This window comes from Neisseria sp. 19428wB4_WF04 (genome assembly GCF_015235335.1).
GTDB classification, from domain to species: domain Bacteria; phylum Pseudomonadota; class Gammaproteobacteria; order Burkholderiales; family Neisseriaceae; genus Neisseria; species Neisseria musculi.
Genome location: NZ_JADGLG010000041.1, coordinates 1 through 23,896 on the forward strand (window position 1 = coordinate 1; position 23,896 = coordinate 23,896).

Genomic DNA, 23,896 nt, shown 5'->3' on the forward strand with positions numbered 1-23,896 from the left:
CGGCATTAAGGATAAGTTTGCCGTTTGAATCGATATCGCCGATCACCGCCAAATCTTCACTGTCGATTTCGAGATTTTCAAAACGGTGGCTGCCGATCAGGGTTACGCTTTTGGCGGCAAGTTTGGTGTCGCCGCTGTGGCTGTGGTTGCCGAATACAACTAAATCGGTGTATTTGTCTTCACCATTGCTGCTGAAACCAAACCGGTTGGCATTGGAAATTTCTTTATCTAAGGCTTCAGCACCTTTTAAAGCTGCAATTGTAAGTCCTACCCCTACTACTAAAGTAGCAGCAGTAACAACTCCGGCAGAGAAACCTGCTCCCATAAGAAGTAACCCGGCTGTTCTAGCAATTGCCGTATTGCCGCTAACAGCCGCAGCCGATGCAGCAATTTTGGCCACCTGCGCGGCCACGGGATCCCAGTTGCCGTTTTCAGAGGCTTTGCTGATGCGGTCGCCCAATTCGTAGGCATCGGCCAAGTTGCCCAGTGTGCCGGTTATTTTGGCAATGCCGCCGAGCAGATAGGCTTTGCCCGCCGCTTCGCCGTGCTTCTGCGTCAGTTCTGCCGCATCGGTGCGGATTTTTTCTACCGCCTCGTTCAGGGCTTCGCGGTTGCCGGCATAGTAGGCTCTGCGCTCGTCATAGATATGCCCTTGTTCAAATTCGATAATGGTTTGCGAAAAACCCGAAGCCAAATCGTGTTTCAACGATGCGCTGTTTTTGAATTTTTCGGCTTCGGCCAAAAAGGCCTGATGCGGGTTGGCAACGGCAGATTGGGCAAGGGCGGCGGCATTGCCGGCCGCGTCTATGCTTTGGTTGAGCGGGTTGGGGTTTTGTGGTTGAGCGGCTATTTCGGAGGTATCGTTAGCAGTGTGTGCAGTTTCTGCCGGAGTGGCGGACAGGGTTTCTGCCATAACGGGATTTCCTACAGGCACGGTTGTAGGTAGTTGGGGGGTAATGGGTGAAACAGGGGCAATATCCGGCCGCAATACTGTGGCGGTTTCGGTTAGGAGATTGGTGGGGATTTCAGTGTTACTATTCTCTGTTGCAAATGCGGTTTCTACGGAAACATAGTCTTCGGCCTGAGGGGACAAATTGTTTTGGGCGTTTATAATTGCTACAATTTCGCTGTCAGTGAGAGTGGTAGTTTTACTCCCAATGATATATATATCTTCGGGAGATTTTGCATAGCTTGTTATCCAAAAAAGATCTCCCTTATCATTTAGAGAAATGCTTTTGCCGGGAAGCAAGGGGCTAGAATAAGATGTAAATACTCTACCTTCTTCTATAGTTTCCGTGGCTGTTCCACCAATATTTTTAAAAAATTCGATAATCTCTTCCCTTGATTTGCTGCCAATTTGCTGTAATTCTTCTACACTGTAGCGCTTTCCGCCGCTAAGGGTAGTTTCCATTACGGGCAGCGTATCGAGTGTTGATAGTTTGGTAACGGATGATTCTGGATATGGCTGTGTACGGATATAGTCTGTTGCTGATGGTGCGGCAGGTGTGGGAAGCGGAACATAATCCGATGCTTTTGGGGTGGAAACAGGCTGCCATTCATTTGGGTTGAATGTATCGAATATGTTGGATGCCGTATTCCAACCGACAAATCCAGAATAACTGTCGATATTTTTATATAAGTTCATTTCTTCTCTCCTTTAAATGTCGAATTTCAGAGGATAAACATTATTATTAATTCGAATAAAGACCAAAAGCCGTCTGAAAAGTTTCCCGCCGGGGAAATGTTTTCAGACGGCCTAAGCTTTTCTTTCTTTTGCTACAATAGCCCTCCTTTTCTACCCGCACAGGCCGTCTGAACATGACCAAACCCGCCGTTTCCCCGATGATGCAGCAATATCTCGACATCAAAGCCGGCCATGCCGACAAACTGGTGTTTTACCGCATGGGCGATTTTTACGAGCTGTTTCTCGATGATGCGGTAGAGGCGGCAAAACTGCTCGATATCACCCTCACCACCCGCGGCCAGATGAACGGCGAGCCGATTAAAATGGCGGGTGTGCCGTTTCACGCCGCCGAGCAGTATCTGGCGCGGCTGGTGAAAATGGGCAAAAGCGTGGCGGTTTGCGAGCAGGTGGGCGAAGTGGGCGCGGGCAAAGGGCCGGTGGAGCGCAAAGTGGTGCGCATCGTTACCCCCGGCACGCTCACCGATTCTGCTTTTTTGGAAGACAAAGAAACCAACCGCATTGTTGCCGTGTGTGCCGGAAAAAAACACATCGGGCTGGCCTGGGCTTCGCTGCAAAGCGGCGAATTCAAAGCCAAGCTCACCGGCGCGCAAAAGCTGGCCGATGAGTTGGCGCGTTTGCAGCCAGCGGAAATATTGCTGCCCGATGGCAGAAACGTGCCCGATATCCGGGCGGCCAACATCACGCGGCTCAACCACTGGCAGTTTGCCGCCGACACTGCTGCCAAGCTGCTCGCCGATTATTTCGGCAGCCAAGATCTGCGCGGGTTCGGCCTCGATATCGAAGAACACGCGGAAGCCGTTGGCGCAGCCGGCGCGCTGCTCAACTATATCCGTCTCACCCAAAACAGCCTGCCGCAGCATTTAGACGGCCTTTCGCTCGAAACCGAAAGCCAATATATCGGCATGGATGCAGCCACCCGCCGCAATCTTGAAATCACCCAAACACTCACCGGCAAAAAATCGCCCACGCTGTTTTCGGTGCTTGATGAATGCGCCACCCATATGGGCAGCCGCCTGCTTGAGCTGTGGCTGCACCATCCGCTGCGCAACCGCAGCCACATTCAGGCGCGTCAGCAGGCAGTGATGGAACTGCAAAACCACCATGCCGATGTGCAGGGCCGTCTGAAAAACGTAGCCGACATTGAGCGCATTGCCGCCCGCATCGCCGTGGGCAATGCTCGCCCGCGCGATTTGGCCGCCCTGCGCGACAGCCTTTTTGTGCTGGCCGGAACGCCGGTGCCCGCCGGCAGCAGTGCCTTGCTGCAAACCCTGCAAAATGTGTTCCCCGAAACCCTGCCAGTGGCTGAAAAGCTGCAAGCGGCCATCCTGCCCGAGCCTGCCGTGTGGCTGAAAGACGGCGGCGTGATCAACCACGGCTTCCACCCCGAATTAGATGAATTACGCCATATTCAAAACCACGGCGATGAATTTCTGCTCGCCCTCGAAGCGCGCGAACGCGAACGCACCGGCCTGTCTACCTTAAAAGTGGAATTCAACCGCGTGCACGGCTTTTATATCGAATTATCCAAAGTGCAGGCCGAACAGGCGCCCGCCGACTACCAGCGCCGCCAAACCCTGAAAAACGCCGAACGCTTCATCACCCCCGAATTAAAAACCTTTGAAGACAAAGTATTAAGCGCGCAAGAACAGGCGCTCGCGCTTGAAAAACAACTCTACGACACCCTGCTCAAAGAGCTTCAGACGGCCTTGCCGCAATTGCAGAAAGCCGCCAAAGCCGCCGCTTCGCTAGACGTTCTCTCCACTTTTGCCCGCCAAGCCGAAGAACGCGGCTACGTTTGCCCCGAGTTTGCCGATTATCCGCTGATTGAAATCAACAACGGCCGCCACCCTGTGGTCGAGCGGCAGGTACACCACTTTACCGCCAACCACACCGGTCTCGACCACAAACACCGCCTGATGCTGCTCACCGGCCCCAATATGGGCGGCAAATCCACCTATATGCGCCAAGTGGCGTTAATCGTGTTGTTGGCGCACACCGGTGCCTTCGTGCCGGCAGATGCCGCCAAAACCGGCCCCATCGACCAGATTTTCACCCGCATCGGTGCCAGCGACGATCTGGCCGGCAACCGCTCCACCTTTATGGTGGAAATGAGCGAAACCGCCTACATCCTGCACCACGCCACCGAACAGTCGCTGGTGCTGGTGGACGAAGTCGGCCGCGGCACTTCCACTTTTGACGGTCTCGCACTGGCGCAGGCCGTTGCCGAACACCTGTTGCAGAAAAACCAATCGTTCAGCCTGTTTGCCACCCACTATTTCGAGCTGACCCGCCTGCCCGAAGCGCACGCCGGTGCCGTCAATATGCACCTTTCGGCGCTCGAGCAGGGGCAGGACATCGTGTTTCTGCACCACATTGAGCCCGGCCCCGCCAGCAAAAGCTACGGCATTGCCGTGGCCAAACTCGCCGGCCTGCCCGCGCGCGCGCTCAAATCCGCCCGCAGGCACCTAAACCAACTCGAAGCACAGGCCGCCGCCGGCCGCCCGCAGATGGATATTTTCAATATGATGCCGTCTGAAAACGATGGCGGCGGCTTTAACAGCACGGAAAATTTTTCAGACGACCGCAATTTTGAAAACAGCCCGCCGGCCAACCCCGCGCTGGATATGCTGACCGCCATCCGCCCGGACGAACTGTCGCCGCGCGAAGCCCTGGAAATGCTCTACCGTTTGAAAGAAATAGCCGGACAGGCCGCAATGGTTGGAAAAGAAACCTGAAAAACTTTTGCAGGCAAAGGCCGTCTGAAAACAGCGGCAGTAGTTTTAACGGCACGGAAAGTTTTTCAGACGGCCGCAACCCGAAAAACGATCGTCCGAGCCAGCCCCACGCCGGATATGCCGGCCGCCATCCGCCCGGACGAACTGTCGCCGCGCGAAGCCCTGGAAATGCTCTACCGTTTGAAAGAAGTAGCCGGTTAGGCCGCAATGGTTGGCAAAAAAATCTAAAATTTTTGCGAGCAAAGGCCGTCTGAAAACGGCAGGCAAAAAAACGCCCTTGTAAACAAGGGCCGAAGTGTTTTCCGAAAGGATAAACAGTTATGAAAAGTTGCTGACGGCAATTATACTCACGCACTTTACAGAATGCCAAATTTAACTGCTGCCCTGCCCGGTGTTGTCTTTTTTGCGCCACAGGTTTGTTTTTACTGTAAAATATTTTAAATCAGGCTCTAGACTAGCAGCTTTATATAAATTTACTTTAAAAAGCCCCCAAAGTTGGTGACCCAGTTCATCAGAGTTCCGGTTCCATCGCCATCCGCATTCCTTCAGGTGCAAATCAAAGTTTTTGGTTACGCCGTTGAATTTGGCGGGCCTTCGTTTGGTAAAACTCCGGAAGCTTTCAATACCATTGATGTGCCCGGTACCATCCGCAAACTCATTTTGTCCGTGATTAACGCGCAAATGTTTAGAGTAGCCCGCATCGACCAGGCCGCTGTAACCGCGCCGGCTATCAGAATAAACAACACCCTCCAGAGAGACCTTTCCCAATATAACAGCTTGAAGTGTTTTCTTTTTACAATCAGGAACGATTTCGGTATAAACCCTGCCGTCTCTTTCGAAAATACCAAAGACGGTTGTTTAAGCGTTCCTCTGCCACGCTTTGACTTGCCATGGAAACCGCGCTGCCGTTTGACAGCAAAATAGCTTTCATCGACCTCCATGCTGCCGTATAACAGGTCTTTTTACCCGCTTTGGCAGCGGTATATTTCGTGCCTGAAAATGCGATACCGGTGGTTGATGGTATTGCGGTTGAAGCCTGTCGGCAAAGCGGTTTTTGAGGCTTCTATACCGACACAAAAATGCTTGATAATTTTTTGAGCTGATGGTCACTTAACTTGGTGTTATATTTCATTTTTCCAGGCTAACAGAGCTATTCTGCCAGTCTAGAGCCTAAATAATTCTTCAGACGGCCTTTGGCTTATGCCATAATCCAGGCATCAATAAACCAGCCGTTTTCAGCCCGGTCGATACTGCCCGCCCACTGCCTGCCTTCATGCCGGCTTTCACACACTTAAAAAACACCCCTCTATATGAATATATTCCTGCAAACCCTGCTGGAGCGCAAAAACGAACTGATCACTGCCACGCTGGAGCATCTGCTGATTTCTCTGGCTGCCCTGCTGTGTTCGGTAGCGGTTGCCGTGCCGCTGGCGGTGTGGTTTTCCGGCCGCCGCAAACAGGCAGAAGCTGTGTTGCAGCTCACCAATATCCTGCAAACCATTCCTTCGCTGGCAATGTTGGGGCTGCTGATTCCCTTTGTCGGCATCGGCGCTCCGCCGGCATTGATTGCGCTAACCCTTTATGCCTTGTTGCCTGTTTTCCAAAACACTTACTTGGGTTTTTCTGAAATCGACCCAGCTATCAAAGAAGCAGCCACCGCTTTCGGGCTGTCGCGCTGGCAGAAACTGGTTAGAGTGGAGCTGCCTTTGGCGTTTCCGGCGATGATTTCCGGCATCCGCACTGCGGCCGTGCTGATTATCGGCGCCGCCACGCTGGCAGCATTGGTGGGCGCGGGTGGTTTGGGAAACATTATCTTGCTGGGTATAGACCGCAATAATATGGCCCTCACTTTTATCGGTGCGGCCGCTTCTGCATTGCTGGCGGTGGGCGTGAGCGGTTTGGTGTACCGTCTGCAACGCAAAAAAGCCGGCCGTGCGCTGGGGATGGCCGTTTTTTTGGTGGCTCTGTCGGCGGGAGTGCAGTGGTGGAACAGCGGGGGCGGCGACCGTCAAGTAGTGGTGGCCGGCAAATTGGGCAGCGAGCCGGATATCTTAATCAATATGTATAAGATGCTGATTGAAAATGAAAATCCAAATATTCAAGTGGTGTTGAAGCCGAATTTCGGCAAAACCGGTTTTCTGTTTAACGCGCTCAAACACAACGAAATCGATATCTATCCCGAATTTACCGGCACCGTATTGGAGAGCCTGGTCGAGCAGCCGGCAGGGAATAAGGAGCGGATTTCCAGCCCGCAACAAACCTACCGGCTGGCCAAAGATTTGCTGGCCGAACAATATAAAATGCTGTTGTTGGAGCCGATGGGCTATCAAAACACCTATGCGCTGGCGCTGCCGCAGGCGTATGCGCAAAAACATAATCTTGCCGCCATTTCGGATTTGGCCAAGGTAAAAAACCATGTGCGCGCCGGGTTCACGCTGGAGTTTATCGACCGGCAAGACGGCTATAAAGGGCTGGCAGAAACCCATCATATCCGGCTGAAACACGTTTCCGGCATCGAGCCTGCGCTGCGCTACAGTGCGCTTTCAGACGGCCGTGTCGATCTGATAGACGTCTATTCGACTGATGCCGAAATCCGCCGCCACCGCCTGCAACTGCTCAAAGACGATTTGCAGTTGTTTCCCCATTATCAAGGCGCGCCGCTGATGAGGGCCGAATTTGCCCGCCGGCATCCGCAAGTGGTTCGTTCGCTCGAGCGGTTGGCCGGCAAAATCAGCGAAGAAGAGATGTCAGAAATGAACAACCGGGTAAAAAACAACGGCGAAACGCCGGCCAAAGTTGCAGCCGACTATCTCACCACCCATAAATTGTTGCGTAAGGAGGCTCCATGAAAGCCATTATCGAATTTCGCGGAGTCGGCAAACATTACGGCAATAAACACGTTATCAGCGGCTTGAACCTCAGCATTTTCGAAGGCGAATTTTTCGTGATGGTCGGCCCTTCCGGCTGCGGCAAAACCACCACCCTCAAAATGATTAACGCACTCACCGAGCCCAGCGAAGGCAATGTTTATTTCAACGACCGGCGCATCAAAGATTACGACATCCGCCGCCTGCGCCACCGCATCGGCTATGTTTTACAGCAGATTGCCCTGTTTCCCACCATGACAGTGAAACAAAACATCGAGCTGGTTCCCGATATTTTGGGCTGGAGCAAAACCGAACGCAGCCGGCGCAGCGGAGAACTGCTGGAAATGGTCGGCATGCCGCCGGCCAAATATGCCCACCGTTATCCCCGCGAATTATCCGGAGGCGAGCAGCAGCGCATCGGCATTTTGCGTGCCATTGCCGCCAAACCTGATGTGTTGCTGATGGACGAACCATTCAGCGCGCTCGACCCGCTCTCCCGCAACGCCTTGCAGGAAATGGTGGCCGACATCCACCGCCGCTTGTCCACCACCATCATATTCGTTACCCACAACATGAGCGAAGCGCAACGCCTGGCCGGCCGCATCGCCGTTATGCAGGACGGAAAACTACAGCAAACAGGCACGCCCGAAGAGCTGCAAACCCGGCCCGCCAACGAATTTGTGCGCTCGTTTTTCCAAAGTGAACATACCGATTACGGCAAAATCAGCCAAATCGCCAACCTGTTGCCGCTCAGCAGCGGCAATCTGCCCGAGCTGGATCCCGATGACAATGTTTCCGAGCTTTTTGCGCTGCTGAGCCGCCACCCGAGGGTGCGCATACGCGGCTTGGGCGAAATCGATGGCAGCCGTGTGTTCGACTATCTGCACAACCGTCAAAACCGTTAAAACCGAATATTCCAAACACCCGCCAACCCGGGGCGAAAAGTTTTCAGACGGCCTGAAACAGCCCGCGCTACATCTTCAATCGCCGCCCGATGGGTTTTCAGACAGCCTGAAACAGCCGTCTGAAACCACCCTGCCCCCGAATCATTTACCCGCAGCCTGCCGAAACCAACACAAAGCGGCAGAGCGCAGACAGCGCGGGCAGCGGGTTACAGGCAGGCCGGTGCCGTAGCCGTTTCAAAGCCGAAACCTTTGCAACATTCAAAAAATACTGCCGGAAATTTATTTGCCGCCATCAGTTTCGCCGCTGCGCCAGCCTGCCGAATTACCCCGTGCAGGCAGCAGCAATTGGAGCGTTTCAATGTGTTTGACCCAAACTTCAATCGTTTCATTCAAACCCCGCCTTCGCGCAAACCGGGGCATTGGAGCTTTCAGACGGCCTTAAGGTGTTTTTGCAAAGCCCCGCGCGCGCATGGCGAACCTCCTTTCCTTTTCGTTGCGTTGCCGTCTTGGCAAAGCCAACGGCTTTACCTGTCTGCGGGCGGCAGCAGCGCCGGCTCCGCACAGTTTTTACCCCTGCCTTGTGCCGGAAACGAAGGGGGTTCACCACAGCTATGGGCATCTGGATACATTGCCATATTTCGGGGCAGCCGCACACCACCCGTGCAGCTTGTATATTTTTATGCCGGCCGTCTGAAAATTTATTTTTCAGACGGCCGGGCGCATAGAAAAAACAGCCGGAATCACGTAAAATACCGCCCAAAATTCAACATTATCAGGCCGGTGTGCCTGCATTTTCCGGAACCTTTCCCATGAGCCTACAGCCCCCACACCCCGAAGAGCCGCAATTGAGCGAAAACCAAATCATCGCCCTGCGCCGCGAAAAACTCCATGCAATCCGCCAACAGGGGATTGCCTTTCCCAACCAATACCGCCGCGATGCCTTTGCCGGCGATTTGCAGGCGCAATACGGCCGTCTTGAAAAAGCCGAGCTCGACCCGCAGGGAATCCCCGTGAAAATCGCCGGCCGCATGATGCTGCAACGCGCCATGGGCAAAGCCGGTTTCGCCACTCTGCAAGACATGAGCGGCCAGATTCAGGTGTATGTAAACAATCAAGGCGTGGGCGAAGAAGCGCACAACGCCTTCAAACATTGGGATTTGGGCGACATCATCGGCGTGGAAGGCACCCTGTTCAAAACCAACCACGGCGAATTGACCGTGCGCGCCGCCAAGCTGCACCTGCTCACCAAATCGCTGCGCCCGCTGCCCGACAAACACAAAGGCTTAACCGACCAAGAGCAGAAATACCGCCAACGCTATGCCGATTTGATTACCAACGCCGATTCGCGCAACACCTTTATCAAACGCAGCCGAATCATTCAGGCCGTGCGCAACTATATGGCGGGCCAGCGTTATCTCGAAGTAGAAACCCCGATGATGCACCCGATTCCCGGCGGCGCGGCGGCCAAACCCTTCGTAACCCACCACAACGCGCTCGATATGCCGCTTTATCTGCGCATCGCCCCCGAGCTTTATCTGAAACGCCTGGTGGTGGGCGGGCTGGAGCGCGTGTTTGAAATCAACCGCAGCTTCCGCAACGAAGGCATGAGCACCCGCCACAACCCCGAATTCACCATGATGGAATTCTACGAAGCCTTCTGCACCTACGAGCGCATGATGGAAATGACCGAAAGCGTGATCCGCCATGCCGCCCGGGAAGTGTGCGGCACCGCCAAAATCCGCTACAACGGCCAAGAAGTCGATTTGGAAAGCCCGTTCGAGCGGCTGACCATTCTCGAAGCCATAAAAAAACACAACCCCCACTACACCGATGATCAGTTAAACGATGCCCAATGGCTGAAACAGGAAATCGTGAAACACGGCGAAAAAATCCCGCCCGCGCCCGGCATCGGCAGCCTGCAGCTGGCGCTGTTTGAAGGCTGCGCCGAGAGCAAACTGTGGCACCCCACCTTTATCATCGACTACCCCGTAGAAGTCTCGCCGCTGGCGCGCGCTTCCGACACCAAACCCGGCTTAACCGACCGCTTCGAGCTGTTTGTTGTCGGCCGCGAGCTGGCCAACGGCTATTCGGAATTAAACGACCCCGAAGACCAGGCCGCCCGCTTCAAAGCGCAAGTGGCGCAGAAAGAAGCCGGCGACGATGAAGCCATGCACTATGATGCCGACTACATCCGCGCCATGGAATACGGCCTGCCCCCCACCGGCGGCAGCGGCATCGGGCTGGACCGTTTGGTGATGCTGCTCACCGATGCGCCCTCTATCCGCGATGTGGTTCTGTTTCCGCAAATGCGCCCCGAATAGACAGCACCGCATTGCGGCAAACCGCAGGCCGTCTGAACATACATTTCAGACGGCCTGAATAACTTGCAAAGGCACCAACCTGAAACCCCGCAGCAATTGAACTTAATGCACAATACAGCGAATCCGCCCCATCTTCATCACCAGGCAGCAGGCAGCGGCAAACGCAAACAACAGGGAGCCGGCCCTGCTGCCGCGCGCTAAAGCGGCCTGCCAAACCATGCTTTTGGGGTCGAGATACAGCAACACCGTAACAGAAACGAAGAGGGTTCACGATACCCCGCCCCAACACACAAAGGCCGTTTGAAATGAACATGCAAGATAAAGCCGGGCTGCGCCGCCGTTTGCGCCGCGCCCGCCAGTCGCTGGGCAAAAGCGAACGCAAACGCGCCGAGCGCGCCGCCAACTGTTTGCTGAAACACCATATCCGCCGCCGCGCCCGCATCGGCATTTATTGGCCGGTGGGCAGCGAGCTGCGGCTGGGCGGTTTTATTCAGACGGCCTTAGCGCGCGGCGCCCGACTTTATCTGCCCTATATCGAACCGCGCTCGCTGCGGCTGTGGTTCACCCCTTATCAGGCCGACAGCCGCAAGGCCGAACGCCGCCACAGCCGGGGCAGCTTGGCCATCCCGCAATTCGGCGGCAGAAAAATCCGCGCCCACCGCCTCACCGTTTTGCTGGTGCCGCTGGTGGGCATCGACCGGCAGGGCTACCGGCTGGGCCATGGCGGCGGCTACTACGATGTTACGCTGGCAGCCTTGAAAGGCCGTCTGAAACCGCACACGGTGGGCACCGGCTTTGCCTGCCAGATGTGCGCCCGCCTGCCGCACGAAGCACACGATATTGCGCTGGATTCATTCGTCAGCGAAGCAGGCAGGGTAGATTTTCCCGCCAGGCCCGCCTAATCCGCCTGCACATGTTTTTTCAGACGGCCTCCAACTTGGCAAACGCAGTATCCAAATCTTTCACCCCTTCTTTGCCGAAATTAATCGTCAGCCTTGCCGAGCCGCCTTTATCCACCGCATCGATAATCACGCCGGTGCCGAATTTGGCATGGCGCACGTTTTGGCCGATGGTAAAACCGTGGTATTGCTGCGGCGCGCCAAACGTTTCGACAACGCGGCTGCCGGCCTTCTTCGACACACCGGCAGATCCGCCGGCGCGCTGCGGGGCGGGCGAAAGGCGGTGGAGCACTTCAGGCGGAATCTCTTCAACAAAGCGCGAAACGATGCCGAAATGGGTTTGACCGTGCAGCAGGCACTGTTGGGCCATGCTGATATAAAGCCGTTTGCGGGCGCGGGTAACGGCCACATACATCAGGCGGCGTTCTTCTTCGAGGCCGCCGCGTTCGGCCAGGCTGTATTCGCTGGGAAACAGCCCTTCTTCCATGCCGGTGAGAAAAACGACATCAAATTCCAAGCCTTTGGCGGCGTGCACCGTCATCATTTGCAGGGCTTCTTCGCCGGCACCGGCCTGGTTTTCACCCGATTCGAGCGCGGCATTGCTTAAAAAGGCGAGAATGGGAAATAGCGGGCTTTCGGCGTTGTCGGGCAGAATTTCAAAATTGCTTTCAGACGGCTTAAAAGCAACGGCGGCATTGATGAGTTCGTCCAGATTGTCTAAGCGGTCTTGGTGGCTGCCTTTTTGGGTTTGGTAGTATTCGACCAGGCCGCTGTCGCGGGTAACGGCAAGCATCATTTCCTGTAGGGATACATTGGCGGCTTGCGCGCGCAGGCCTTCGATCAGGCGCACAAAGGCAGCAACTTTGGCGGCTTTCGTGCCCATACCGCAGGCAGCCTGCCACAGCGAAACACCCTGCTCTGCGGCGGCGGCCTGAATGTTTTCGATGGTGCGGGTGCCGATGCCGCGCGGCGGGGTGTTGATCACGCGCAACAGGGCGTTGTCGTCATCAGGGCTGACGGCCAGGCGCAGGTAGGCCAGCGCGTGTTTGATTTCCTGGCGCTCGTAAAAACGCAGCCCGCCGTAGATTTTATAGGGCATGCCGGCGGCAAACAGAGCCTGTTCGATGATGCGCGACTGGGCATTGCTGCGGTAGAGCACCGCCATATCATCAAGCCGGCGGCCTTCGCGTTGCAGCGATTTGGCTTCGTCAATAATGAACTGCGCTTCATCATAATCAACGGGGGCGCAGTAAAAGCGGATTTTGTCGCCGCTTTCGGCTTCGGTGCGCAAATTCTTGCCCAGCCGCTCGGCATTGTTGGCAATCACCGCGTTGGCGGCGGCAAGAATGTGGCCGTCTGAACGGTAGTTTTGTTCGAGCTTGATGGGCGCCTCAATGCCGAATTCGCGCATCAGGGCAGTCATATTGCCGACATGCGCGCCACGGAAGCGGTAGATAGACTGATCGTCATCACCCACCGCAAACACAGCCGCGCCCCCGCCGGCCATCAGCTTGAGCCAGGCGTATTGCAGTTTGTTGGTATCTTGAAACTCATCAACCAAAATATGGTTGAAACGGTTTTGGTAGTGCAGGCGCAGCGTTTCATCGGCCTGCAGCATTTCATAACTTCTGAGCATCAACTCGGCAAAATCCACCACCCCTTCGCGGTTGCAGGTTTGATCATAAGCCGCGTAACACTCAATCATGCGCCGGGTGTACGCATCGGGCGCAGAAAGCTGCGCGGCGCGCAGGCCGCTTTCTTTTTGGGCGTTGATAAAGCCTTGCAGCGAGCGCGGGGCAATGATTTCTTCAGCAATGTTAAGCTGCTTGAGCAGCCGCTTGATTAGGGCGAGCTGGTCGCCGCTGTCGAGAATCTGAAAAGTAGAAGGCAGGCCGGCGGCTTGGTGGTGCAGGCGCAAAAAGCGGTGGCACAGGCCGTGAAACGTGCCCAGCCACATGGCGCGCACGTTAACATGGCTCATCGCCCCCAGGCGGGTTTGCATTTCTTTGGCCGCTTTATTGGTGAACGTTACCGCCAAAATGCCGTGCACACCGGCCTGGCCGCTTTGCAAAAGCCAGGCAATGCGGGTGGTGAGCACACGGGTTTTACCGCTGCCCGCGCCCGCCAACACCAACGCAGACTGCGGCGGCCAAGTAACGGCAGAGAGTTGTTCGGGGTTCAAGCCTTGTAGCAGGGATACAGATGGATTTTGAGAAAACATAAAAAAGCAGGCCGTCTGAAAAATAGTCTGAAAAATAAAAGATGGGCATTATCATGAATCCACATTGTTTCCGCTACGGCTTGACTGCGCCCCTGCTCGAAGAGAACGGTTTGGCAAGCCGCCGAAGCGGCAGCAGAACCGGTTCCGTATGGTCTGCCGCTTGCTGCCGGTGCCGGAAATAAAATGGCTTCACGCTATTGTAATGGATAAGGCCGTCTTAAAACGAAAAGGTTTATTTTTCAGACGGCCTGCTTCTATAATTTTGCGCACCAAACCGGCTCGCAAACCTATATCGATAAAAGACACCCGATATTTATTTTCGCCCAATTCCGCCAAACCGATTCCACCGAAATCCGCCGCCTACCCGCCCGCCACGCCGGTGGTGAAACACAGCAAAACCATTTGCAGGCCGCTCATATCCCGCTTTAACCGGCACGACAACAGCAGCAAATGGGGCACACTTCACAGCCACTTTGCCGAGACCAACCCCGTTTGGCAGGCCACCGGCACAGAAAACCGCTGGCTGGCAGTATTTCAAGACAGCGGCCGCTATATCTCGCCCAACTGGTATCCGAGCAAACAGCGCGACCACAAAGCCGTGCCGACCTGAAATTATCAGGCAGTACATTTGGAAGGGTATTTGACGCTGATTGATGATGCCGACACTGGTTATGCCATTCTCGCCGAATCAAGCCGTATCCACGAAGCAACCCTGCCACACCCGTGGCAGCTTACCGATGCACCGCAAGATTATCTTCAAGTGATATATAAATAATTGAAATGTTTTGAATTAACAGTTGAAAATGTGGAAGCTGCCTATAAACTGAACCAAAACCAAAGCACAGAAACCCACAACGGCGTACTGAGCAGTTTGTCCGACCAACCCGACCCAGCAGTGGAAACAATGACACAAAATATCACGCGTTTTGCACCGAACCTATAACATAGGCCGTCTGAAAAATATGGTGGGGTACACAGAAAAAGGGGAATAACCCAAAGGCGTATCCGCAGTATCGGGTATTAGGATAAAGGCAACAAAATTTGCACAACATAGAGCCTTGGAAGACTTTCAGTTCGACAATCCGAGGCAGACTAAGGTCATATCCGTCTACTGATGGAAAACGATTATATCCGCAACCAACATTATTTTTATTGGAGGAGCAGGAACCGGCAAAAGCCGTTTGGCAACGGCTATCGGTCTGCACACGGCTTCGAAAGGGTTTCGGGTAAGGTACTTCAACGTATTGGATTTGGTTAACCATTTGGAGAAAGACCTGTACCGGTTTGGAAGATAAAATGATTAGGCAGTTGGACAGTATGATCTTCCGATATTGGACGAACCGGGCTATTTGCTATTCAGCCCAAAAAGCGGGGGTATTGTTGTTTAACCTACTGGGTCCTTTACATGAGAAAGTCAGTTTGGCCGGTTAGCCAATCCGGTGTTTGCGAAACGGGGGGTGTATTCGGAGACGAAACCATGACGCAGGCTTTAATAGACAGGTTGCTGCACCGTTGCGAACCGATTGAAACGGACAATGAGTCTTTCAGGTTTCAAAACTGTTGCTGATGCCAGTTTGAAAGTGGTGCACTTTTAGATGACTGTTGGCAAGTAGTAAATAAGTCTCAATTATCTATTTTAAAATAATTAGTAAGAAGCAATTTGGTCTAATTCTCCAAGACAATCCCTAAACTAACACCGCATTGGCTGAAATTGAGTCCGTCTGAAATCCTGCCTTTAATTTTTCCCTGCTGCGTATCCTAACGCAAACGCTGTCCGGTTTCTGCATCGATAATCCGGCTTGGTGTTTTCCTGCCGCCGATGCGTCCGCCGATGACCCGCACACTGCGGCCGAACAAGCGCCGTGCTTCGCGCTCGGTTTTACAGGGTCTGCCGCCGGCGCGGTTGCATGATGTGGAAACCAGCGGCGTATTCAACGCCTTGCACAACTGCCGCGCTGTTGAATGAGCAGGCACCCGCACCGCCAGCTTGCTGCGCCCGCGTCCGCGCAACAGCAGCGGCAAACGGCGGCAGGGTAACAGAAACGTTTCCGGCGCAGGCCATTGGTTTTCCAACATCGCCGTCATGCTTTCAGACGGCCGCCCCAGCAAAGGCAGCAATTGTGCCAAACTGTTGCCGATAACTATCATACCTTTGTTTTGCGGGCGTTTTTTCAGGCATACTAATTTTTTCAACGCCCGAGTATGATACGGCAGGCAGCCGATGCCGTAACAGGATTCGGTGGGATATGCCACCAAACCGCCTTGTTTCAGATGGGCTGCCAACCCTGCCCGGGCGGCAGCCGAAAGAATACGCGCTGTTTTCATCATTTTTCTTTTTCGGTTGTGGCCTCGTCTTTTAAGGTAAGGCAAGGTGAAACGGTTGGAAGGGTGTAACCCCTTGCCGGTGGGCAACATATTAGTTAGGCGATGCTTTATGTATAGGAAACAATAGAGGTGCAGATGAGTCTGATAATCTGAGCCATCCGGGCCGGATAAATGCGGTAGGCCAACAGCTTTTTCAGATGGCCTGCCGCTTTGTAAACCGGCTTATGGCGGGTAGCGGGTGTATTCTCGATACAAAAGGGCAGGCAACCGCCGGCGGTGCGCTCGCACCATCGGCTTGGGCGGCCTGCTGTTTCGCCCTGCGCAACCGCTCTCTTGGGTTAAGATGTAAATACCGTACCGATGCCTGCCAATTATTAGGCCGTCTGAACATACCCACTGCTGTTACCGGTTTTGCAAACCATTGTATGCCCTTTAAGCCGGCAGAAATTCAACCCACAATTTTTAAATTGTTGAAATAAAATACTATTTAATTTTAAGGTTCGGACTGATATTTGAGCAGAAATGGCAAATCGACCTTTTGTGCAGTTAAATTTTCAAAATTTTACCCGGAAGCCGTTCAAAAGCGCTACCGCTGATACGGCAGGCAAATGCCTGCCTGAAAAGAAACAGTGGCTGTCTGCCTAATCCGGGATAACTGCAAACCATCTTTTTCGGGCGGGCACCGGTTTGTTGCGAAAGCCGTTCAGGCCGTCTGAAACTGTTTCAGACGGCCTGAAATGTTGGAAAGCCCGGCGTTGTTTGCACTTTTCATTGTTAGCATAAGCCTTGTTTGGGGGTAAGGCTTGTTAATCATTCCGGAAAATGCGTTAAAACCGCAGAATTGCCGGAATATTCAAAAACTGCAAACAGCTGTTGCGGCGAAAAAAACCAAAACTGCCCGGCATCAAAAATGTAAATCCCCCGGCTTTTTATTGCCGTTTGAATAATATTTAGCGGTGAACGGCTTTGTCGGCAATATCCGTGCGGTATTGCATGCCGTTAAAGCGGATTTTCTCCACCGCCTGATAAGCCCTGGCTTTCGCAGCGGCTGCACCATCGCCCAGGCCGACCACGCATAACACTCGCCCGCCGTTGGTGAGAATTTCACCTGTTTCACCGGCGGCGGTGCCGGCATGGAATACTTTGCCGATTTGGCCGGCTTGCTGCAAACCGTTGATAATGTCGCCTTTTTTTGGGGTTTCGGGGTAGTTTTCCGCTGCCAGCACCACGCCGACAGCGGTTTGCGGGCTCCATTTGGCGGTAACGGTATCCAGCCTGCCTTCGATGGCGGCGGCCACCAAATCCGAAAAATCGCTGTCGAGACGGCTCATGATCGGCTGGGTTTCGGGATCGCCGAAGCGGCAGTTGAATTCGATGGTGTAAGGCGCGCCATCGGCACCAATCATCAATCCTGCGTATAAAAAACCTGTAAATTCATGCCCTTCTGCCTTCATGCCTTGCACGGTGGGCAAGATGATTTCGTTCATGGCGCGTTGATATACGGCAGGCGTAACCACCGGCGCGGGGCTGTATGCGCCCATGCCGCCGGTGTTGGGACCTTTATCGCCATCAAGCAGGCGTTTGTGGTCTTGGCTGGTAGCCATCGGCAATACATTGTTGCCGTCTGCCATCACGATAAAGCTGGCTTCTTCTCCTTGCAGAAAATCTTCAATCACCACCCGCGCACCGGCGTTGCCCATTTTGTTGCCCAGCAGCATATCGTCAACGGCAGCGTGGGCTTCTTTTAGCGTCATCGCCACAATCACGCCTTTTCCTGCGGCCAAACCATCGGCCTTAATCACAACCGGTGCGCCTTTTCGGTTGAGATATTCGTGGGCTTTTTCTGCATTTTCAAAGGTTTGGTATTGCGCGGTGGGGATGCCGTGTCTGGACATAAAGGCTTTGGCGAAATCTTTCGAGCTCTCCAATTGTGCGGCATGGCGGGTGGGGCCGAAAATTTTCAAACCGGCGGCACGGAAATCGTCAACGATGCCGGCGGCCAGCGGTGCTTCGGGGCCGACCAGCGTAAAGGCGATATTTTCGCGTTGGCAGAAATCAATCAAATCGGCATGGGCGGTGAGCGACAGATTATACAGTTTGGGTTCGGCTGCCGTGCCCGCGTTTCCCGGGGCGACAAAAACGGCTTCTACTTTGGGGGATTGGGCGAGCTTCCAAGCTAGGGCGTGTTCGCGGCCGCCACTGCCGATAACGAGCAATTTCATTATGATTCCTTGATTTAAAAAATATTTGCACACTCAAGCGTGGCATGATAGCGGGTTTGAGGCGTTTTTACAGTATCAGGTCGGGCAGTATTTGCGCCAACCTGCCCTCCGCAAGGTATGACTATCTACCAAAAAACCGTGGCGTCAGTGAATCCGCTTTATTTCCGGCACAGGGCAAGCTGCAGGCAGTATAAACCGCACGGAACCGGTTTTGTTGCCGCTTGGGTGGCCGCCTTTTTAGCCAAGGCTGCAACGCCGTAACGGAGAGATGGAGCGGGTTTGCGATATACTGCTGCCCGGTGCCTTTTGAGCAGCCTGCTTGTTTTGGGTTGCCAATGTTTTCTTTCAGACGGCCTCTTCAGGCTGTATTTCAATTGAGCGCGTCTGTTCCCAGGCTGCCAGGCAGGCGGCGTAGTTGGCCAGCGGAATGCTCACCGTTAATCGGCAGTCGAGCTGTAAATCCTGCGCCACCACTTCTGCCTGATGTTGTTTGGCAACGCGGATGGCATCGTTCAAATGCGGGTAGCCGCAGCGCAGCCAAACCGTTTTTTCGATATTTTTTTCTAATTTTTCAGCCAATTGCAATGCTTCGGCGGTGGCGGTTTTATAGGCGTGGATCAAGCCCGGCACGCCGAGCAGGGTGCCGCCGAAATAACGCACCACCACCACCAACACATCAGTAAGCCCCGCCGAATCAATCTGCCCTAAAATCGGCCGGCCGGCACTGCCGGAAGGCTCGCCGTCGTCGTTGGCACGGAAAGTGTTGCCGTCAGTGCCCAAACGGTAGGCATAACACCAATGGCGGGCTTTATGGTGTGCCTCGCGCAGGGCATCGACATAGTTTTTAACAGCTTCGGTGGTTTTCACAGGATAAGCGAAGGCAATAAAGCGGCTGCCTTTGTCTTTGAGTTCGGCCTGCACCGGCGCGGCGATGGTGTGGTAAACCGTGGCATTCATACTTATACCGCCCCCACCGCCTGCCGCACCGCTGCCAGCAGCGCATCGATATGCCTGCAGTGGGTGTCGAAGTTGCACACAAAACGCGATGTGCCTTGTTCGTCCCAATCATAAAAATCCGTATGGCCGCGCACTTTATCTGCCGCGCCCTGCGGCAGTTTCGCAAACACGGCATTGGCTTCGGCAGGGTAAACCAATTCCACGCCGCCGATGCTTTGCAGGCCGTCTGAAAGCCTTTTGGCCATCATATTGGCCTGCTGCGCGGCTTCGCGCCACAAATCCCCTTCCAACAGCGCAATAAACTGCGCAGAAATAAAACGCATTTTGGAAGCCAGTTGCAGATTGAGTTTGCGCAGATAGCCGAGGCCGTCTGAAACCTTTTGCGGGTTCAAAACCACCACGCATTCGCCGAACAACAAGCCGTTTTTGGTGCCGCCGAACGAGAGAATATCCACCCCCGCATCCGTGGTGATTTCGCGCAGCGGCACACCCAGCGCGGCGGCGGCATTGGCCAGGCGCGCGCCGTCCATATGCAGCACCATGCCGTGTTGGCGGCAAAACACGCCGATAGCGCAGATTTCCTGCGGCGTATAGACCGTGCCCAGCTCTGTGCTTTGCGTGATGCTCGCTGCTAACGGCTGAGCGCGGTGCTCGAAACCGTAGCCGTGCGCATGGCGGGCAATCAGCTCGGGCGTGAGTTTGCCGTTTTCCGCCGGAACCGTCCACAGCTTGAAGCCGCCCACCGCTTGCGGCGCGGTGCTTTCGTCTGCATGGATATGCGCCGTTTCGGCACACACCACCGCTCCCCAGCGCGGCAGGCAGGCCTGCAAAGCCAACACATTCGCGCCCGTGCCGTTAAACACCAAAAACGCCTCGGCTTGTTTGCCGAAATGCCGTTTGACCAGCGTTTGCAGATGTGCGGTATAAGGATCGTTGCCATACGCGCCCACATGGCCGCCGTTGGCCGCCGCCAGCGCGGCCAAAATATCGGGGTGGATGCCGGAACAGTTGTCGGAAGCGAAAGAATGCGCATCGGGATTATGCAGCAGGTTCATGCCGATCTTTCAGGGAGTATAGGGATTAAAGGCCGTCTGAAACCTTTTCAGACGGCCTGTTTCGTTGGGCGGATTTTAACAGATTATCTAAGACGATGCCCCCGGCCGGAAATCCGATCGGGGGCTCATACTATAAAGTATTTTACGTCGCGGCACATCTTTTCAGACGGCCTTATTGTAGCAACGGCTCTCATCTCGTAGTGCAACAATGCGGTACAGTATAAACACCGCCCCGATGGTTGTCAAATATTCCTGCGTTATGTTGGTTGATGTTATGATTCATTTGTTTTTTAACAATATTATTATTGGATTATTGACGAGGAAAAAATGAAAACACCCGCTCACAGATATATTCTCGGTTTGGATTTGGGCATCGCCTCGGTCGGTTGGGCATTGGTATTGGCAGATGAAAACGAATATCCTATCGGTCTGCTGGATTGCGGGGTGAGGGTGTTTGAGCGTGCGGAAATGCCCAAAGACGGCAAATCGTTGGCGGCGACAAGGCGGCAGGCGCGCAGTATCCGCCGTTTAATCCGCCGCCGCGCCCACCGTTTGCTGCGTCTGCGCCGCCTGTTGAAACGCGAAGGGCTGCTGAGTGCGGCAGATTTTGCGGCCGATGGGCTGCCTGCTGCCATGCCGGTCAATACTTGGCAGTTGCGTGTGGAAGGATTGGACAGAAAACTGGCTGAAAAAGAATGGGCGGCGGTGCTGCTGCATTTGGTCAAACACCGCGGTTACCTGTCGCAGCGTAAAAACGAGATGCAGACGGAAGATAAGGAGCTGGGCAAACTTCTGGCAGGAGTGGCGGAAAACCGCCAATTGCTGGCAGATAATCCCGAACAATACCGGACTCCGGCGGAGTTGGCAGTTAAACGGTTCGCCGTACAAAGCGGCCACCTTCGCAATAAAGGCGGCGATTATGCCCACACCTTCAACCGCTTGGATTTGCAAAAAGAGCTGCATCTGCTGTTTGCCAAACAGCGCGGATTGGGCAATCCGTTTGCCTCTGCGGAGTTGGAAAACAAAGTCGATTCTTTGCTGATGACACAGCGCGCCGCACTGCAAGACGGTGCGGTGTTGAAAATGCTCGGGCACTGCACTTTTGAGCCGCAGGAATATAAAGCGGCAAAACACACCTACAGCGCGGAGCGCTTTATTTGGCTGACCAGGCTGAACAATCTGCGCATTCTGCACAACGGCGAAGAGCGGGCGTTAAACGAACACGAGCGGAAGCTGCTGCTGGACGAACCATATAAAAAGGCCAAGCTGACTTACAAGCAAGTGCGCAAAATATTGAATCTGCCCGACAGCGCGGTATTCAAAGGGCTGCGCTACGGCAAAAGCGAAGACGGCCTGAAAGCCGAAAGCGGCGCGCTGATGGAAATGAAGGCCTACCACAAAATCCGCACCGTTTTGGAAAAAGCAGGTTTGAAAGGCGAATGGGAAAACCGCATCCGCAACCCTGAAGTGCTTGATGCAATCGGCACGGCATTTTCGCTTTATAAAACCGACAACGACATTCAGACGGCCTTAGCCGATTTGGCCTTGCCCGAAAAGGTATTGGAAGCCTTGTTGAAAGGCATCGGTTTCGATAAATTCATTCAACTTTCGCTTAGTGCTTTGCGCAAGATTTTGCCGCTGATGGAACAGGGGCTGCGCTATGACGAGGCCTGCACAAAAGTTTACGGTAACCATTATGGTGCAAAAATACAACAAAACAGCTTGGTGCTGCCGGTGATTGACGGCAACGATATCCGCAATCCGGTAGTGTTGCGCACACTCACGCAGGCACGCAAGGTGGTTAATGCCGTTATCCGCCGCTACGGTTCGCCGCTGCGCGTGCATATCGAAACCGCGCGCGAATTGGGCAAATCATGGGATGACCGCAAGGAAATCGAAAAACGGCAGGAGGAAAACCGCAAAGAGCGCGAGCGCGCAGCAGACGAGTTCAAAGAATATTTCCCCCACTTTGCAGGCGAGCCCAAAGGGCGGGATATTCTGAAAATGCGGCTTTACAATCAACAACAGGGCAAATGCCTGTATTCGGGCCTGCCGTTGGATTTGAGCCGTCTGAACGAAAAAGGCTATGTGGAAATCGATCATGCGCTGCCGTTTTCGCGCACTTGGGACGACAGCTTCAATAATAAGGTTTTGGTGCTCGGCAGCGAAAACCAGAAAAAGCGCAGCCAAACGCCTTACGAATATCTTGATGGTGCAAGCAACAGTGAGCGCTGGCGCGAATTTCAAGCCCGGGTGGCGGGCTGCCATTTTCCGTATGCGAAAAAACAGCGGATTCAGACGGCCAAACTCAACGAGCAGGATTTTATCGATCGCAATCTGAATGATACGCGCTATATCGCCCGCTTTTTGTGCGGCTTTATCGAGAATAACCTGCATTTGGAAGGCAAAGACAAGCGGCGGGTGTTTGCATCAAACGGACAAATCACCGCTTTGCTGCGCGGTTTGTGGGGCTTGCGCAAAGTGCGTGAAGAAAACGACCGTCATCATGCTTTGGATGCCGTTGTGGTGGCCTGCTCCACCGTATCGATGCAGCAGAAAATCACCGAAGCCATGAAGCGGCGCGAATCGCTGGAAACCGTCAACACAGAAACGGGCGAAGTCAAACAGCGCATTCCGCAACCGTGGGATTTTTTCCGGCAGGAAGTGATGATCCGCGTGTTCAGCGACCATCCGCGCGAAGAGTTGGCAGAAAAACTCAACTCCCGCCCGCAGGCGCTGCACGAGCACGTTGCTCCGCTGTTTGTTTCCCGCGCGCCCAACCGTAAAACAACCGGGCAGGGGCATTTGGAAACCATCAAATCTGCCAAACGCCTGTCTGAAAATATCAGTGTGGTGAAAAAACCGCTGGCTTCTTTGAAAACCAAAGATATTGAGAATATTGCCGGCTATACAGCCAACCGTGAGCCTGAGTTTTATCAAGCATTGAAAAAAAGGCTGGCTGAATTTAACGATGACCCCAAGAAAGCCTTTGCCGAGCCGTTTTACAAACCTACGAAAAACGGGGAACAAGGCCCGTTGGTAAAATCGGTGCGGGTGGAAGATGATAGAGTGAAAGTCGGTTTGGCTGTTCGTCATGGGATTACGGATACAAACGGTGATATGGTGCGTGCTGATGTTTATCAAAAAGCAAATAAAAGCGGCAGAATACAGTATTTTGTTGTCCCTGTGTATGCGTGGCAAATAGCGAAAGGAGTATTGCCGTTATTAGATTGCCGAGGATATAAAATTGATGAAACTTATACATTCTGTTTTAGTTTGCATAAATATGATTTGATTTCCTTCCCGAAAGACGGTAATCCTGAGGAGGAACAACTGGTTTATTACATAACTTGCGATAGTTCGAACGGTCGTTTTTGGATTGCCTCCCATGATAAGGGTGCCAAGGAGCAGCAATTCCGTATCAGCACGCAAAACCAATTATTTATCAAAAAATACCAAACCGATCCTTTAGGCAAGGAAATCCGCCTGTGTAAACCTGAGCAACGCCCTGCCTTAAAAATCAAACGATAAATCATCACCCGGCCGTCTGAAAACCGTTTCAGACGGCCTTTTTATAAAGGGAATTTTATGAGCTGGCGCAGTATCCTTATTAGCAAACCTGCCCGCCTGTCGTTACAGCAAAACCACTTGCTGATCCAACAAGACGATACAGTTCCCGTACCG

At 53.8% G+C, this 23,896-nt stretch carries 15 protein-coding genes and 2 pseudogenes; 10 read left to right on the plus strand and 7 right to left on the minus strand.

Annotation, left to right across the window (positions count from 1 at the left end; genetic code table 11):
• A partial coding sequence (locus IR141_RS09115) for a hypothetical protein (protein WP_135036274.1) occupies nt 1-913 on the minus strand: 913 nt, incomplete at its 3' end.
• 905 nt (nt 914-1,818) lie between these two features.
• Between IR141_RS09115 and mutS the strand changes: the two genes are divergently transcribed.
• A complete protein-coding gene (gene mutS, locus IR141_RS09120) occupies nt 1,819-4,440 on the plus strand; it encodes a DNA mismatch repair protein MutS (RefSeq protein WP_135036277.1) in 2,622 nt (873 codons plus the stop codon).
• A gap of 372 nt (nt 4,441-4,812) precedes the next feature.
• Here mutS and IR141_RS09125 read toward each other — a convergent pair.
• Nucleotides 4,813-5,572 (minus strand): annotated as a pseudogene (locus IR141_RS09125) (IS1595 family transposase).
• 178 nt (nt 5,573-5,750) lie between these two features.
• On the opposite strand from IR141_RS09125, the gene IR141_RS09130 reads away from it, so the two are divergent.
• From IR141_RS09130 to IR141_RS09150, 5 genes are all read left to right on the plus strand, one after another.
• A complete protein-coding gene (locus IR141_RS09130; RefSeq protein WP_135036280.1) occupies nt 5,751-7,289 on the plus strand; it encodes an ABC transporter permease/substrate-binding protein in 1,539 nt (512 codons plus the stop codon).
• A complete protein-coding gene (locus IR141_RS09135; RefSeq protein ID WP_135036283.1) occupies nt 7,286-8,212 on the plus strand; it encodes an ABC transporter ATP-binding protein in 927 nt (308 codons plus the stop codon). The genes IR141_RS09130 and IR141_RS09135 overlap by 4 nt, the downstream gene beginning before the upstream one ends.
• Nucleotides 8,175-8,441 carry a hypothetical protein gene (locus tag IR141_RS09140; protein WP_135036285.1) on the plus strand — a complete coding sequence of 89 codons (267 nt, stop codon included), beginning with the start codon at nt 8,175-8,177 and terminating at the stop codon, nt 8,439-8,441. Before IR141_RS09135 ends, IR141_RS09140 begins: the two co-directional genes overlap by 38 nt.
• A gap of 580 nt (nt 8,442-9,021) precedes the next feature.
• Nucleotides 9,022-10,533 carry a lysine--tRNA ligase gene (gene lysS, locus IR141_RS09145; RefSeq protein WP_135036288.1) on the plus strand — a complete coding sequence of 504 codons (1,512 nt, stop codon included), beginning with the start codon at nt 9,022-9,024 and terminating at the stop codon, nt 10,531-10,533.
• Between the two features lie 305 nt (nt 10,534-10,838).
• The gene (locus IR141_RS09150; protein ID WP_135036290.1) at nt 10,839-11,435 is read left to right on the plus strand and encodes a 5-formyltetrahydrofolate cyclo-ligase; all 597 of its coding nucleotides are present in this window, start codon (nt 10,839-10,841) and stop codon (nt 11,433-11,435) included.
• Between the two features lie 19 nt (nt 11,436-11,454).
• Here IR141_RS09150 and IR141_RS09155 read toward each other — a convergent pair whose 3' ends face one another.
• Nucleotides 11,455-13,653, minus strand: coding sequence for a UvrD-helicase domain-containing protein (locus tag IR141_RS09155; protein ID WP_135036293.1), 2,199 nt, complete (start codon nt 13,651-13,653; stop codon nt 11,455-11,457).
• 382 nt (nt 13,654-14,035) lie between these two features.
• On the opposite strand from IR141_RS09155, the pseudogene IR141_RS13475 reads away from it, so the two are divergent.
• The 3 genes and pseudogenes from IR141_RS13475 (at nt 14,036) to IR141_RS14220 (ending at nt 15,220) form a co-directional block, all read left to right on the plus strand.
• Nucleotides 14,036-14,428, plus strand: a pseudogene (locus tag IR141_RS13475) (FMN-binding negative transcriptional regulator).
• Nucleotides 14,429-14,795: 367 nt separating this feature from the next.
• On the plus strand, nt 14,796-14,948 hold the full coding sequence (locus IR141_RS14215) for an ATP-binding protein (protein ID WP_368665554.1): 153 nt from the start codon (nt 14,796-14,798) through the stop codon (nt 14,946-14,948).
• A gap of 110 nt (nt 14,949-15,058) precedes the next feature.
• Nucleotides 15,059-15,220 carry an ATP-binding protein gene (locus tag IR141_RS14220; protein ID WP_135033440.1) on the plus strand — a complete coding sequence of 54 codons (162 nt, stop codon included), beginning with the start codon at nt 15,059-15,061 and terminating at the stop codon, nt 15,218-15,220.
• Between the two features lie 191 nt (nt 15,221-15,411).
• Here IR141_RS14220 and IR141_RS09180 read toward each other — a convergent pair whose 3' ends face one another.
• From IR141_RS09180 to IR141_RS09195, 4 genes are all read right to left on the minus strand, one after another.
• Nucleotides 15,412-15,978: an L-threonylcarbamoyladenylate synthase gene (locus tag IR141_RS09180; RefSeq protein ID WP_187001709.1), complete on the minus strand. Its 567-nt coding sequence runs from the start codon at nt 15,976-15,978 to the stop codon at nt 15,412-15,414.
• Nucleotides 15,979-16,928: 950 nt separating this feature from the next.
• Nucleotides 16,929-18,200: a phosphoribosylamine--glycine ligase gene (purD, locus tag IR141_RS09185; RefSeq protein WP_135036305.1), complete on the minus strand. Its 1,272-nt coding sequence runs from the start codon at nt 18,198-18,200 to the stop codon at nt 16,929-16,931.
• Nucleotides 18,201-18,545: 345 nt separating this feature from the next.
• The gene (locus tag IR141_RS09190; RefSeq protein ID WP_135036308.1) at nt 18,546-19,157 is read right to left on the minus strand and encodes a YigZ family protein; all 612 of its coding nucleotides are present in this window, start codon (nt 19,155-19,157) and stop codon (nt 18,546-18,548) included.
• Nucleotides 19,158-19,159: 2 nt separating this feature from the next.
• Nucleotides 19,160-20,212: a low specificity L-threonine aldolase gene (locus IR141_RS09195; RefSeq protein ID WP_135036311.1), complete on the minus strand. Its 1,053-nt coding sequence runs from the start codon at nt 20,210-20,212 to the stop codon at nt 19,160-19,162.
• A gap of 327 nt (nt 20,213-20,539) precedes the next feature.
• Here IR141_RS09195 and cas9 point away from each other — a divergent pair, with 327 nt between their 5' ends.
• On the plus strand, nt 20,540-23,743 hold the full coding sequence (gene cas9 / locus IR141_RS09200) for a type II CRISPR RNA-guided endonuclease Cas9 (RefSeq protein ID WP_135036314.1): 3,204 nt from the start codon (nt 20,540-20,542) through the stop codon (nt 23,741-23,743).
• The last annotated feature ends 153 nt before the right edge of the window (nt 23,744-23,896 follow it).